At 43.0% G+C, this 15,085-nt stretch carries 12 protein-coding genes; 9 read left to right on the top strand and 3 right to left on the bottom strand.

All coding sequences use genetic code 11. The features are described from left to right. The first annotated feature begins 9 nt into the window (after nucleotides 1–9). Complete coding sequence (locus tag OH460_RS15575) at nucleotides 10–492, top strand: YajQ family cyclic di-GMP-binding protein (RefSeq protein ID WP_004742331.1); 483 nt, start codon at nucleotides 10–12, stop codon at nucleotides 490–492. Nucleotides 493–649: 157 nt separating this feature from the next. Here OH460_RS15575 and OH460_RS15570 read toward each other — a convergent pair whose 3' ends face one another. After that, nucleotides 650–1,591: a precorrin-2 dehydrogenase/sirohydrochlorin ferrochelatase family protein gene (locus tag OH460_RS15570; RefSeq protein ID WP_061033458.1), complete on the bottom strand. Its 942-nt coding sequence runs from the start codon at nucleotides 1,589–1,591 to the stop codon at nucleotides 650–652. Between the two features lie 480 nt (nucleotides 1,592–2,071). On the opposite strand from OH460_RS15570, the gene OH460_RS15565 reads away from it, so the two are divergent. The 6 genes from OH460_RS15565 (at nucleotide 2,072) to OH460_RS15540 (ending at nucleotide 7,790) form a co-directional block, all read left to right on the top strand. Then, complete coding sequence (locus OH460_RS15565; RefSeq protein ID WP_061033459.1) at nucleotides 2,072–3,100, top strand: amino acid ABC transporter substrate-binding protein; 1,029 nt, start codon at nucleotides 2,072–2,074, stop codon at nucleotides 3,098–3,100. Nucleotides 3,101–3,247: 147 nt separating this feature from the next. Further along, nucleotides 3,248–4,453: an amino acid ABC transporter permease gene (locus tag OH460_RS15560; protein WP_269998438.1), complete on the top strand. Its 1,206-nt coding sequence runs from the start codon at nucleotides 3,248–3,250 to the stop codon at nucleotides 4,451–4,453. Nucleotide 4,454: 1 nt separating this feature from the next. Further along, on the top strand, nucleotides 4,455–5,552 hold the full coding sequence (locus OH460_RS15555; RefSeq protein ID WP_116872017.1) for an amino acid ABC transporter permease: 1,098 nt from the start codon (nucleotides 4,455–4,457) through the stop codon (nucleotides 5,550–5,552). Nucleotides 5,553–5,574: 22 nt separating this feature from the next. Beyond that, nucleotides 5,575–6,339, top strand: coding sequence for an amino acid ABC transporter ATP-binding protein (locus OH460_RS15550; protein ID WP_004742336.1), 765 nt, complete (start codon nucleotides 5,575–5,577; stop codon nucleotides 6,337–6,339). Between the two features lie 295 nt (nucleotides 6,340–6,634). Beyond that, the gene (locus OH460_RS15545; RefSeq protein ID WP_008223498.1) at nucleotides 6,635–7,300 is read left to right on the top strand and encodes a Bax inhibitor-1/YccA family protein; all 666 of its coding nucleotides are present in this window, start codon (nucleotides 6,635–6,637) and stop codon (nucleotides 7,298–7,300) included. Between the two features lie 160 nt (nucleotides 7,301–7,460). Next, on the top strand, nucleotides 7,461–7,790 hold the full coding sequence (locus tag OH460_RS15540; RefSeq protein WP_008223499.1) for a TusE/DsrC/DsvC family sulfur relay protein: 330 nt from the start codon (nucleotides 7,461–7,463) through the stop codon (nucleotides 7,788–7,790). Nucleotides 7,791–7,834: 44 nt separating this feature from the next. Here OH460_RS15540 and yccX read toward each other — a convergent pair whose 3' ends face one another. Then, entirely contained in the window at nucleotides 7,835–8,122 is a 288-nt protein-coding gene (gene yccX, locus OH460_RS15535) for an acylphosphatase (protein WP_269998435.1), read from the bottom strand. A gap of 88 nt (nucleotides 8,123–8,210) precedes the next feature. On the opposite strand from yccX, the gene OH460_RS15530 reads away from it, so the two are divergent. Next, nucleotides 8,211–9,614, top strand: coding sequence for a methyl-accepting chemotaxis protein (locus tag OH460_RS15530; RefSeq protein ID WP_239931256.1), 1,404 nt, complete (start codon nucleotides 8,211–8,213; stop codon nucleotides 9,612–9,614). Between the two features lie 150 nt (nucleotides 9,615–9,764). Continuing rightward, nucleotides 9,765–10,958 (top strand): class I SAM-dependent methyltransferase, encoded by a 1,194-nt coding sequence (locus OH460_RS15525; RefSeq protein ID WP_008223506.1) that lies wholly within the window; start codon nucleotides 9,765–9,767, stop codon nucleotides 10,956–10,958. A 52-nt stretch (nucleotides 10,959–11,010) separates the two neighbouring features. Here OH460_RS15525 and OH460_RS15520 read toward each other — a convergent pair. Then, nucleotides 11,011–15,085: VWA domain-containing protein (locus OH460_RS15520; protein WP_269998430.1), on the bottom strand; the 4,075-nt coding region annotated here is incomplete at its 5' end.

The following is a 15,085-nucleotide window of genomic DNA, read 5'->3' as shown; positions in this document are numbered from 1 at the left end:
AATAAAACAATGCCATCATTTGACATTATCTCTGAAGTAGAAGCAGTAGAACTACGTAACGCTGTAGACAATGCTAACCGTGAACTATCGACTCGTTTCGATTTCCGCGGTGTTGACGCTAGCTTTGACTACAAAGATGAGTCGGTAAAACTGACTGCTCAAGACGATTTCCAGCTCAAGCAAATGCGCGATATTCTTCGTAGTAACCTAACGAAGCGCAATGTTGATCCTAACGCAATGGAAGCGAAAGCAGCAGATCAAACAGGTCGCACTTGGCACCAAACGGTTATCTTTAAGCAAGGTATCGAAACTGATGTTGCAAAGAAAATCGTTAAGCTAATTAAAGACAACAAGATTAAGGTTCAAGCGTCTATTCAAGGTGAAAAAGTACGTGTAACAGGTAAGAAGCGTGATGATCTACAAGCTGTAATGGCACTAGTTCGTAACGGTGAGCTTGGTCAACCTTTCCAATTCGATAACTTCCGCGACTAATTTTGAGTTAAGCGACTACGTTTATTTGTTGCTCATTGGTCGTCACGATATTGTGTTCGAAATAACAAAAAGCCACTTCCTGCGAAGTGGCTTTTTATTTATCTAGTGATATTAGCGAATTAGACACCAGTTTTACGACAGCTAGCTGGTCTTCTTCTTAGCTCAAAACCTTGGCAGAAGACAGCTTGAGGTCTTTCCCTACCAACAAATTGAATTCAACGCTCGCTGGTGGGATGAACACACACACTCTTAAGTTTTCAGCTTTTGCTTGCTCAAGCTTCGTTGAGAGCTCTCCACTGTTTGCGTAACTTTCTCTTTCCGCATCACGACGACATAGATCTACGTATTCGAATGGGCACTCTTTCGGAGACAATACCAGCTCAGCTTCCTGCATCAAGCGTAACGCCTTCATAGACAACAACTCGACATCTTGTTCAAATTCGATCCAGGTTACCTGCCCTTCACTATCAACGCCTTCTGTCAGCGCTTGCTGATAATACGTTTCTAATTGCTCTCTGTCCGTTACCTGCTCGATAAAACTGGACGATAAAAAGCGTTCCCAAAACTTGCGACGTTCATCGACGGTAGGATACGACTCTTTGATCGAGTTGCGTTTTGATGCACCAAAGTCTGCGAGAAGACCGATATTCTGTGGCAATACTGTTTCGAGTTTTTCTCTAATATTTCTAACTAAAACAGGTGATGCACCACCACTAGATATGGCAATTTGGATTCTTCCACGATTTATCATTGAAGGTGTAATGAAGTCACAGTATGGCAAATCATCAACCACATTGACTAAAATACCTAGTTTCTTTGCATCATTATACACCTGATGATTCAAGCTAGGGTTGTCTGTGGTCGCCCATACTTGAAGGTATTCTTTCGAGATAATTTGTGACGAGTAAAAGTTTTGAACCCAGTGAAGTTTGTTCTCATCAACAAGCTGCTGTAAGTACGGCGCAACCTTAGGAGAAACTAACGTAACGTTAGCGCCTGCTCTTAACAAGCTATCCACTTTACGGCAAGCAACCTCACCCCCACCGACCACGAGAATCGGCTTATTCTCTACATCCAAAAACATTGGGAAATAACGCATGTTCTTCCTTGAGACGACTTCAATAACTATTCAGCCATGCTACCAAATTTGGAGCATATTAATAACTATCGAAGTGTAATAAAAATATTTATTGACCAAATTTCAATCTTTTTTAAGTTTAATGTTTCACTAACGTGAGATTCATTCAGGATTTTTATCTAGTCGATTATCAATATAAAAATCTAAATCTTGTTGCACCAACAGTGTGAACCCTTGCACTATTTACATTCAGTTAACATTTGGTCATTCTAAATGTGTTCGGATTTGTGATTTCATTCAAAATTCTTTTTAAATTATACATTTGTGAAACTACGGATCCTTTCCTAACCTTATAAACAGTTGATTAAATCGCACACAGTTTCATTTGCAAAATGCAACTCGTTTGATTTAGACAACAAGGTCATAGAAAACGCAACACATATAGAAAACTCAAATGAGCACGAGTATCAGGTGTCACCTGGTTAACAAGGAAGGATACAAATGACAAATAAACTAACACTTCTTGCTTCAGTAGTAGCTGCATCAACTGCGATGATGGCAACATCAGCATCAGCGGCAGAAAGCACTCTGGACAAAGTCACATCTCAAGGCTTCTTAACTTGTGGTGTAAGTACAGGTCTTCCAGGGTTCTCTAACCCAAACTCAAAAGGTGAATGGGAAGGAATCGATGTTGAGTATTGTCAAGCTCTTGCAGCGGCTGTACTCGGTGACAAGACTAAAGTTAAGTATGTACCTCTAACAGCAAAAGAGCGTTTTACTGCGCTTCAATCTGGCGAAATCGACGTACTGTCTCGCAACACAACATGGACACTGCATCGTGATACCGCTCTAGGTCTTAACTTCGTAGGCGTTAACTACTACGATGGTCAAGGCTTCATGGTTAAGAAAGATCTTGGCCTAACCAGCGCTCTAGAACTTGATGGCGCGTCTGTATGTGTTCAATCAGGCACAACGACTGAGCTTAACCTAGCCGATTACTTCCGTAACAACGGCATGTCTTATAAGCCAGTGGTATTTGATACAGCAGCACAAACATCTAAAGGTTTCGACGCAGGTCGTTGTGATGTGCTAACCACTGACCAATCTGGTCTATACGCGCTTCGCCTTAACCTAGCTGATCCTAAATCTGCACAAGTACTTCCTGAAATTATCTCTAAAGAGCCTCTAGGCCCGGTTGTTCGTCAAGATGATGACAAATGGTTCAACGTAGCTAAGTGGACACTTTCAGCAATGGTCAATGCGGAAGAATACGGCATCACTTCTAAAAATGCTGATGAAATGCTCAAGTCAAAAGATCCAAACATCAAACGTATTCTTGGTGTAGACGGTCCTAAAGGTAAAGGCCTTGGCATTCGTGACGACTGGGGTTACCAAGTAATCAAACAAGTTGGTAACTACGGTGAAAGTTTTGAGCGTACTGTCGGTACAGGTTCTCCACTTCAAATCGATCGTGGTGTAAATGCGTTATGGAATGCGGGCGGCTTTATGTACGCTCCACCAATCCGTTAATAGCACAGGACGTGATTACTTGTTCGTAATCGTTGCTATCGCTCTTGTTGAGGGTGATAGCAACAACCCAAAAATGAATGTTTGAGTAACACGATTTAGGGCGGTTTTTCCGCCCTAAATGTTAAATGGATTTGAGGTTATTGCAGTATGAAACCTAACAACACTCTTACTCCTTCCCAGGAAAAGCCCGAAGCTAAAAGTGCTAACCTGTTATACAACCCGACTTTTCGATCTGTCGTTTTCCAGATCATCGCCATCGGAGCACTTGGCGCTTTCTTCTATACCATCGTAAACAACGCCCTTACCAACCTTGAAGCCCGAGGCATTGCCACTGGTTTTGACTTTTTAAGTCAAGAGGCGGGTTTTGGTATCGGCCTTACCCTCGTCGAATATGACGAAACCTTCTCATATGGTCGAACATTCGTTGTCGGCTTATTAAACACCGCTTTAGTATCTGTATTAGGTATTATCTTAGCAACGGTTCTTGGCTTCTCTATGGGTGTCGCTCGTCTGTCATCTAACTGGCTAGTGAGCCGATTTGCCGCGGTATACATTGAAATCTTCCGAAATATCCCACTACTACTTCAAATCTTCTTTTGGTATTTCGCGGTTCTTCAAGCTCTCCCATCTGCAAGACAAAGTCTCAGTTTGGGCGAAGCGATTTTCCTAAACGTGCGTGGTCTTTATTTCCCAGCCCCTGTTCTTGAACAAGGAAGCAGTATCGTTATCGCGTCAATGATTGCTGGTATCGTAGCTACCATCATCATCAATATTTGGGCTAACAACAAACAGAAACTGACTGGGCAACAAACCCCTATGTTTCGAATTGCTCTTAGCTTGATCGTGGGTTTGCCTCTGGTTGTCTATTTTGTGCTTGGTATGCCGGTTTCAGCTGAATACCCGGAACTGAAAGGCTTTAACTTCAGAGGTGGTATCAGCATTATTCCTGAATTAGCCGCTCTTGTATTAGCACTAAGTATCTATACGGCGTCTTTCATCGCAGAGATCGTTCGTTCTGGTATTAATGCAGTTAGCCACGGGCAAACAGAAGCTGCGATGTCTCTAGGTCTTCCTCGAGCTCGCACATTAAAGCTGGTTATTATTCCTCAAGCGTTGCGAATCATTATTCCACCGCTAACTAGCCAATACTTAAACCTCACTAAGAACTCTTCGTTAGCAATGGCTATTGGCTACCCTGACTTAGTTTCTGTGTTCGCAGGTACAACTCTCAACCAAACAGGTCAAGCTATCGAAATCATTGCCATGACCATGGGTGTATACCTAACGCTAAGCTTATTGACCTCTGCGTTAATGAATATCTATAACCGTAAAGTCGCATTGGTGGAGAGATAATATGAGCACACATCAATTTCAACCGGATCTTCCACCTCCCGCTAATACCGTTGGCGTAGTCGGCTGGTTAAGAAAGAATCTCTTTAATGGGCCGATAAACAGCATCGTCACCGTTATTTTGGGTTACATCGCCTTTTCACTGCTCTGGACAACCTTCGATTGGGCTTTCCTAAATGCAGACTGGGTTGGCACAACACGTGATGCTTGTACTAGTGACGGTGCTTGCTGGGTATTCATCAGCGTTCGCTGGGATCAGTTCATGTACGGGTTCTACCCTGAGGCAGAACTGTGGCGCCCTCGCCTTTTCTACGCAACGTTGGCTATCTTTGTAGCACTATTGGCTTACGAGAAAACACCTAAACGCACGTGGATTTGGTTATTTTTCGTAAACATCTACCCATTCATCATTGCTGGTTTGCTATACGGCGGTGTGTTTGGATTGGAAGTTGTTGATACGCACAAATGGGGTGGCCTACTCGTTACGCTTATCATTGCATTGGTGGGTATCGTTGTATCGCTGCCGATTGGTGTCGCACTGGCGCTTGGCCGTCGCTCTGAAATGCCAATCATCCGTAGTATTTGTACTGTGTACATCGAAATTTGGCGTGGTGTTCCGCTGATTACTGTGCTGTTCATGGCGTCTGTAATGCTGCCACTATTCCTTACTGCAGGTTCTGAGACCGATAAGTTGTTCCGTGCGCTAGTAGGTGTGGTTCTATTTAGTGCCGCTTATATGGCCGAGGTAATTCGTGGTGGCCTGCAAGCTATTCCCAAAGGACAATATGAAGCCGCTGACGCACTGGGCTTAACCTATTGGAAAAAGATGGGGCTGATTATTCTTCCTCAAGCGCTGAAAATCACAATCCCATCAATCGTAAACACATTCATTGGCTTGTTTAAAGATACCAGTCTGGTACTTATCATTGGTATGTTCGATGTACTGGGTATTGGTCAAGCAGCGAACACCGACCCTGAGTGGTTAGGTTTCGCTACAGAAAGTTATGTATTTGTCGCGTTAGTGTTCTGGGTGTTCTGTTTTGGCATGTCGAGATACTCGATATGGCTAGAAAACAGACTTCACACCGGTCACAAACGATAGTTAATAAGATCAAGGACGTATTATGACGCAACAACTAAATCCAGAATCGCAAGAGTTGATGATTGAACTGAAAGACATGAACAAGTGGTACGGTGAGTTCCACGTTCTTAAGAACATCAACTTAGAAGTAAAAAAAGGCGAGAAAATCGTTATCTGTGGGCCTTCTGGCTCAGGCAAATCGACTATGATTCGCTGTATCAATAGACTGGAAGAGCATCAAAAGGGACACATCTTTGTGTCTGGCAATGAGCTTACTGAAGATCTAAAAAACATCGAAGCCGTTCGTCGTGACGTTGGCATGTGTTTCCAGCACTTCAATCTATTTCCGCATCTTACGGTACTAGAAAACTGTACCTTAGCCCCTATCTGGGTGAAAAAGATGCCGAAAGAAGAAGCTGAAGCGATTGCGATGAAATATCTAGAGCGTGTAAAGATCCCTGAGCAAGCAGACAAGTTCCCAGGTCAGCTTTCTGGTGGTCAGCAACAGCGTGTAGCGATTGCTCGTTCTCTGTGTATGAACCCACAAGTCATGCTGTTTGATGAACCAACATCAGCGCTCGACCCAGAAATGGTTCGTGAAGTTCTAGACGTTATGGTTGAACTAGCAGAAGAAGGCATGACCATGCTTTGTGTAACGCACGAGATGGGCTTTGCTAAGGAGGTAGCCGATAGGGTTATCTTCATGGATGCCGGGGAAATCATTGAAGAGAACAACCCTGTCGACTTCTTTGAAAATCCGCAGTCAGACAGAACGCAAAACTTCTTGAGTCAAATCTTACACCATTAATGTGTTATGATGCATAATTAAGGGAGGCGGCTTAGGTCGCCTTTTTAATTTTTCAAATTGATAGTTGGTTGATAGAAGGATATAAATAGGTAACGCAAGTATAAAGGTTAAACATCGGGTGTTAGTGGCACTTTGACATCAGCATAATACATACTTTGTTACACCTTCAGAAATACTTAACCAGCTATTTTGATTATTATTTTAAGTATACAAGTGGACTGTAAGACTTGATTTTTCGAACTTTCAGCCCCATAAATGTACTAATAACTATTGAAGTCACCTTACGAGGAAGATTATGAACAGCCCTATGTTTTCACGCACAGCATCTCAAGAAAGTGCTCTGCAAACCAATAAAGTGTTGCGTAATACCTACGCACTACTGTCTATGACACTACTTTGGTCTGCTGTTGTAGCAGGCGTATCTATGGCGATGAACCTTCCTCGTCCTGGTCTTATCATGATGCTAGTTGGTTTCTACGGCCTACTTTTCCTAACAGAGAAGAACCGTGACAACAGCATGGGTCTAGTCTTTACGTTCCTGTTCACAGGTTTCCTAGGCTACACCATCGGTCCAATCTTAAACATGTACGTTGGCGCAGGCATGGGTGATGTTATCCTAACTGCTCTAGGCGGCACCGCATTAGCATTCATGGGTGCATCGGCTTACGCTCTTACTACCAAGCGTGACCTGTCTTTCCTTAACGGTATGCTACTAGCAGGTTTCGTCGTGCTACTTGTAGGTATGGTTGCAAATATCTTCCTACAAATGCCGATTCTGTCATTAGCAATGAGTGGTATGTTCATCCTGTTCTCGACTGGTGTTATTTTGCTGACAACGCAAAACATCATCCGTGGCGGTGAAACTAACTACATCTCAGCGACAGTTAGCCTATACGTATCAATCTACAACATCTTCATCAGCCTACTAAGCATCCTAGGCATCATGGGCAGCGACGACTAATCACTCGCCAAATTGAAGAATATCTAGCCCAAGAGCCTATCTCTTGGGCTTTTTTGTATCTATAGGATCAATATTTTTCAAGATCGCAACGATATCTATTGAGAAAGGTAAACTTGGTCATGTACCCTACCTAAATAGTTAATTGGATTCTGGACTAAACATGTTTGAATATAACGGCAAGCAAATCGAAACCGACGCTCAAGGCTACCTGTTGGATTACACACAATGGGAAGAAGGTATGATTGAAATTCTTGCACAAGATGAAGCCATTGAGCTTACCGAAGCGCACTTAGAAGTGGTGCATTTTGTAAGGAGCTTTTACGAAGAGTTCAACACTTCCCCTGCGGTTCGCATGCTGGTTAAAGCGATGGAAAAAGCCCATGGCCCAGAAAAAGGTAACAGTAAATACTTGTTCAAATTATTCAAAAAAGGCCCAGCGAAACAAGCGACCAAACTCGCAGGCTTACCTAAACCAGCAAAGTGTCTGTAACAACAGGTTACTAATTATCTCAATCAAATACTGTGGCCTGTTAGCTACAGTATTTGGAACTCCCCAACACGCACATTGCGCTTTTCACCTTCTCCCAACCTTTGCTTAACCACATTGTCTACCGTTGCGCTCGCAGGACCTACTTGCAACCATTGGTATAGCTTATCTACCTGGCCACTTTCGCCAACCGCCAACACTTCAACTCGACCATCATTTAAGTTCTTGGCATACCCTGAAATGGCAAGCTTCTGCGCTTCTCTGCTGGTGTGATAACGGAATCCAACACACTGAACTACGCCTGATACGACAAATATAGATTGTGATTTTTTCATAACGTTGCCTCATAAATTGTATGAATGATATAGTTGAGACTCTATTCATTCACCGCTTATTGGTGGACTTACTTCGAGTATAACGATTATGAAAGAAATCCCATTTCGTTGGATTGATAAATATCTCATTCACCTAAAAATCCAAGAAAAGTTTTATCTCCTCTTTTTATTACCTCTTCTCGCTCTTGTTATATTAACTCTCGTTTTAGATAGTGCAGCAGATTCACTACTGGCCCACCTCTATCAAGAAGAATTGCTCTTAATGAAGGGGCTTATCGAAGCTGGTCAACTCACCAAAGAACAAGTTGCTCAACTGGTTAATAGCTCCGAAACTATCTCCCTTGGTTATGGCGCAGGCTCTGTTTCAGTTATGAATGGTGCATTTAGTTTGGTTGCTAACCACGACCAAAACCTGTGGTCTGCGCTTTCAGCAACACAGGTATCGATCGTTGCGGTCACCCTAACTTTGATTGCACTCGGTGTTTACTACATCATGACTTTCATTGGCGGAGCAATGTTCTCAATGAACAAAGCACTGAGCACACTCGCGAATGGTGACCTAACTTGTCGTATGAACTACTTCCCTGTTCGTGATGAGTTTAGTGAAATCGCAATTACTATAGACAAGGTAGCAGAACGCGAGCAAAACATGGTGCTTTCGATTCAAGAGTCTGTTGCGCTCATGCAGCAAATTAGCTCTGACTTGAATCAGTCAACGCAGCAAAGCTCTGATATCTCAGGAAACCAACAAGAGCATCTGAACAGTCTAGCAAGTGCGACTGAACAAATGGCCGCAACCATTCGTGAGGTAGCAACCCTTGCTCATGCATCAAGCTCTCAAACGATGGACGCTCGCGGTGTAGCTCAGAGTGGGCAAGTCAAAGTGTCAAATACGTTGGCGTCTATCTCTAGCTTATCTCAAGAGATCCAATCCGCATCTCAAGCCGTTGAAGAGCTGGATGCAAACGCAGCGCAAATTGATGAAGTCGTGACAACCATCAATGGTATTTCAGAGCAGACCAATCTACTTGCATTGAACGCCGCCATCGAGGCCGCTCGTGCGGGTGAACAAGGTCGAGGTTTTGCGGTTGTTGCTGATGAAGTTCGTGCACTTGCCGGTCGAACTCAACAAGCAACGGTTGAGATCCAAAGTATGATCGAATCGTTACAGCGTAACAGCCAATCACTAACAAAGCTGATGGAAGTGACGGTGAACAACGCCAATGAAGGACAAACATTGATGTCTGAAGTGAATGTTGAGATCGGCTCGCTAGCTGAAAAGAATCAATCCATTTCTGATAGCAGTACCCAAATCGCGACCGCAGCCGAAGAGCAAGGTGTCGTTGCTGATAACATTGCACAAAGCGTTGAAGAGATTCGTCATCAATCAGATAGCATCTGTGAAATGATCAGTAAGAGTAATTCTAATGTTGACCAGCTTCGTAAGCAAAGTGACACCATGGAAGGCTTATTGACAGGTCTTAAAGCATAATCTCAGTCTTTCAAAGGCAGTATTTAGAATATTGCTATCTAACTGATTAAAATCATGACAAGGGCTGCTCACGTGGCCCTTTCTTATTTGCTTTTCACCTGCACTTCCCCGACAATACCCCTCCTTCAAATTCAACAAACAGAGTAAATTATGACTCCTTCTATTCATCTAGCGAAAGGCCGTGACAAATCATTACGCCGCAAACACCCATGGGTATTTTCACGCGGTATCGATAAAGTCGAGGGTGAGCCAAAACAGGGTGAAACGGTAGACGTATATGCTCAAAATGGTCAGTGGTTAGCGAAGGCTGCTTACTCACCATCTTCTCAAATTCGAGCACGTGTTTGGACATTTGAAAAAGAAGACATCAACAAAGCGTTCTTCGTAAAACGAATTCAAGACGCACAGTCATTACGCGAAGACATCATCGAACGTGATGGCCTAACAGGTTACCGCCTGACCGCAGCAGAATCAGACGGCTTACCAGGTATCACCATCGATAAGTATCAAGACTACTTAGTTTGCCAACTCCTTAGTGCTGGTGCTGAATTTAACAAAAGCGTATTGGTTGAAGCGCTAATTGAATGCTTCCCAGACTGCAATATTTACGAGCGCTCTGACGTAGCGGTTCGTAAGAAAGAAGGCTTAGAACAAGTTGTTGGCGTTCTTCACGGTGAAGAGCCACCAAAGTCTATCGTAATTGAAGAAAACGGCGTTAAGATAAGCGTAAACATCATGGAAGGTCACAAAACAGGCTTCTACATGGACCAACGTGATAGCCGTAAAGAGTCAATGAAATACGTAAAAGGCAAAGATGTCCTTAACTGTTTCTCGTACACTGGTGGTTTTGGCCTGTACGCGCTTAAAGGTGATGCAAAACGAGTCATCAACGCAGACGTATCTCAACTTGCTCTTGATACAGCCAAATTCAACGCTGAGCTTAACGAGTTTGATATCTCGAAAAAGCGCGCTGTATTCCTAAATGCTGACGTCTTCAAGCTGCTTCGCGAATACCGTGACCAAGGCACTAAGTTTGACGTGGTGATCATGGACCCACCGAAGTTTGTTTCAAGTAAGAACAACCTGACGTCGGGTGCAAACGGCTATAAAGATGTAAACATGCTTGCAATGCAAATCCTAAAGCCAGGCGGTACGCTACTTACCTACTCTTGCTCTGGCTTAATGGGTACAGACCTATTCCAAAAGATCATCGCTGATGCGGCCATTGACGCTGGCAGAACCGTTAAGTTCGTCGAGCGCTTCGAGCAAGCCGCTGACCATTTAACAGACACTGCTTACCCGGAAGGTTTCTACCTGAAAGGCTTTGCTTGTAAAGTTCTGTAGACAGTTAAGCTTTCAATAACGAGTTAATAAAAAAGGGCCTTTCGGCCCTTTTTTAATATTGGTCAGGTAAGTTCACAAACAACTGACTCACCAAGTTGGTCAAATCACCATTAACAACAGAGCCATCACCTTGTGAATTCACCGAGTCGAATTGGTCACCGACATTATCTAGGACAATCGTTTGGGTCTGTCCTGTATTATCTGTGTTTTCAGAGATGGTAATGACAAGGTCTTTGTCACCGCTACCATTATCGACTTTTTCAATAGTGATGTGATCAAGAAGATCAAACATTGAACTTTCATTTGGTAACAACTCTGAGATATCGAGGTGGTCTTCACCCAAAGCAAAATCGGTTATCGTATCGACGTCATCTTGGAACGGTTCATCAACCCATTTGAATAAGTCGTCGCCTTCTCCCCCGGTCAATATATCGTCGCCAAGTCCACCTATCAGCGTATCGTCACCACCTTGACCAAATAAAAGGTCGTCACCGTCACCACCTGATAAAACGTCATCCTTATCATTAGCATTAGATTGATTGAACTCGTCGACGTTATCCGTTATGTAAGTGTGAATATCACGAGCAGACACAAGTGATAACTCTTCACCTGTTTGCTGAGCCACATATTTCTGAATCGCTGGTACACCTTGACCGGCAATATTGTCAAACTGCATAAGGTCACCAAATATGATGTCATTACCCGCTAGGCCATCAATTCCGTCAGAACCTTGTAACAGGTCAATTTCTTTTCCTAAAATAACCTCAGCAAGTTTAGTTACATCAATAGATGTCGCAACAACTCCGTCAGAGTCATAATCGTCAAGAACATCTTGATCTAATGAACTACCTAACCCGATAGCTTCAACAGCAGACATTAAAGCTAACAATTGAAACATATGTTGACCTTGTCTGTTGACTCCACCTCTGTCGTAGTAGTCAAAAGAAATTCCGTTTATGCTCAATTCTCCGATTTGTTCACCGGTCAACGGAGAATAAAGCTTAGAATCACCATCAACCAAAACTTTACCCTGATAATTGATAACTCCATTTGTATACCCATCTGGGACTAAATCATCTAGGGTAATAACAGTATTAGTAGCTTCATCGTAATCTAGCAATATGTCGTCAAAATCACTTCTCATCAACTTACTTTCGGTGTAAGAAGTTGGCTCTCCATCTGAAATAAAGTAAGAAATATTGTTCCCACTACTTTGCGTAGCAAACCAATCAACAGCAGACTCAAAACCTGCCTCATAGTTAGTACCGCCACTTCCATTGTCTACAATACTATCGAGAGCAGAAACAAACTGAGCTCTAGGGTTTTCACTACTTAAGTCCACAGAAATCGACGTATTAGTTCCATTTGAAAAATCGGTAATTAGGATATTAACATCACCTGAGTGTTGCCCTTGAGAACTTGCTAAAATAGCATCAAAAACAACTAACAACTCATCCTTCGCAGTATCGACGTCGCTGCCCATGCTGCCTGAAGTATCCAGTATAAAGGCGATGTTGTAATCCTCACCTGCTACGATCTGTAGCCCCTGTACGTCACCAACAATTAAGTCATTGTCTAAAGAGCCGACTATGTTGTCATCACCATGGGAGCCAGTGTTAAGAACATAGCTTCTAAAGCTAACATCAGCCGTTTCTACGGTAGCAGCTTGATCTAAGTTCCCTGACTCAGTTGAACTTGTCGTTACGGAAAGCTCAAAGTCAACGTCGCCTTCGTGAGAATATGGAATACGTAATTCAGCGTTAATCTCACCGGATGCAGGGATAGTAACAGAGTAACTACCGTCGTTATTTGGGGAAATCAATTGCCCCTCCACGTACAACCCAACTCCCTGAGGAATGCCTTGTATTGTTACGTCACTACTTAACGTCTCACTGCCATCTACATCGACCAGTTCGGTTGTAATATCTAATGGTATGGCTCGATCTTGAAGAACCGTATATTCACCAGTTTCATTATCGATTTGAACAATAGCATCTGAGAATATAAGTCGTTCGATACCGTATAAGTGGTCCCCGTCTTCTGTCGTTGGTGAATTATCACTAGACGTATCCCTTTCTAGTGAGTCTTTCACTAGCCAATACGGTACTTGGCTGTGCTCTAAACCACGAAAATCGAGAGCGTACTCGGACAACTTACCTTGGTAGATAACTGTGTCGGTTTCCGCTTCGCTATCCTGCGAGCCATTACCACCATAAAAGGAATCATTACCACTGGTACCAACAAACGTGTCACTACCGTGTTGACCTAAGTTAACGGCTTGCTGATCGCCCACAAACTGCTGTGCCGCTGCATTATCTGGCGCAATCATCAAGTCATCACCTTGATTACCATTATTGAACGCTGGAGACTGTTCAACGTGGTCGAAATTGATATCTCCGATAGAGGTTTCACCATTACTCACGAGGTTACGAATATCGCTAGGTGACGTTCCGAAATCAGGTACCGCTTGCGTTTGTTGTAACTCTCCAACCGCAATAGTTATACGAGGAGCGTCTGCAACTGCTGTTACTGTAATATCAAGCGTATCGCTTACGCCTGTGTTTGTCGTATAAGTTACAGTTGGGACATCACCTGACCAATTGTCAGAGGGAACAAACAAATAACTACCATCTTGGTCAACCGTTAACTCACCACTGGTCAACGTGATAGTTTGACCAAGGTCATAGAACGCCCCCCCTATTTCAACTGACTGCAATGATAAAATATTATCTGCGTCAGTATCATTAGACAAAACGTTGCCGGAAACATTGTTATCTTCGTCTACAGTTCTAGTGTCAGGTTGAGTATGAGTAGCATTGTATTCGTAAACAACCACATCGATACTAGTCGAAGTTGTTACTGTACTAGTTGAATCCTTCTCGCTAGCAACTGCTTCCACATCGATAGTGAAATCGTCGTTACTTCCTGCAGGAGGTAATACAGTCAAATTTGTCATATCCCAATTGCTGATATCAAACTCTTCGCTCGTGTTAGTAAATGTATGAGAGTTGACTCCATCGCTTAACTCAGCCCCTGTCGGGAAACCGCTAACATTAACAGCTAAAGTCTCTGAACCATCGTTATCATTTAACGATGCTTGTAGCTCCGTCAATGGAATCCACGTATCCTGCGGGCCTTCATTCGTTGTATAAACCTGATAAAACTCAACGCCATTTTCATTTATTAGTTCTGATGTACGTATATCAATACTATCTAATTGAGATACGTCACTAACAATACCAAAGTTGGTGTTATTTAAATTAACAGGACTTCCACCATCAACTGAAACGTTAACGTCAAAGTTACCAGGACCACTCTGATTATGATGATAAACTTCTATCGGATAAAAGCCTGAAACTGTTGGTATGAATGCTCCGCCTTGAATGGTCCCGCGACCATCGCCCCAACGAGCGTCGTCTGTAAGCTCGCCACCAATTTTTATAGCTAAACTGTCATCAGCTCTGCCAACGAAATCGTAAGACGTACCAGCTTCAAGATAAATCAGACCCGTTATAAGTGTAGCTTGACCTGCTCCTTGGTTAGGGTCTCTAACATCATTGGTATTACTTGAGGAACTAATATCACTATCCAAATCATCGATCACATTAATCAAGGTATCAGGGTCAACACCATTACCAACCCCATATTGGAAACCAACAGAGACGCCATTCCACATATTCACGTTGAATTGTTGGTCCGGCAATTCAATTCCATCTATGGTAGTAATCAAATTAGGCGCATCAGCAATTGGCGTAACATTTATTGAAATAGTCGATTCAAGACCTGTATTAATACCATCCGTTGGTTTAAAGCTTATTTGAGCATAATCTTGCTGTTGATCGCCTATCCCTGGAGTCGAGTGACTATCGTACCCTGACTCATCTTCATCAGGAGTAAAACGAACTCTATCTGCATCAAACGCACCTTTGTTAATGACTTGACCAACTGAAACATCATGCCACTGACCATCGTCACCAAAGTACTCAAACTGACCGTTATCTGGTAAATCAGTAATCTCAATACCTAAAGATGAGTCCAGTGAATCAACATCAGTAATTCCAAACGAATCCCACTCAATGAGGGTTGGAGTGTCTTCGTTGGTATTGATAATGCCACCTGAGGAAATG

Source organism: Vibrio sp. Makdt, from assembly GCF_027587015.1.
Classification (GTDB): domain Bacteria; phylum Pseudomonadota; class Gammaproteobacteria; order Enterobacterales; family Vibrionaceae; genus Vibrio; species Vibrio chagasii_B.
This window is presented reverse-complemented; position numbering and strand designations above follow the sequence as displayed.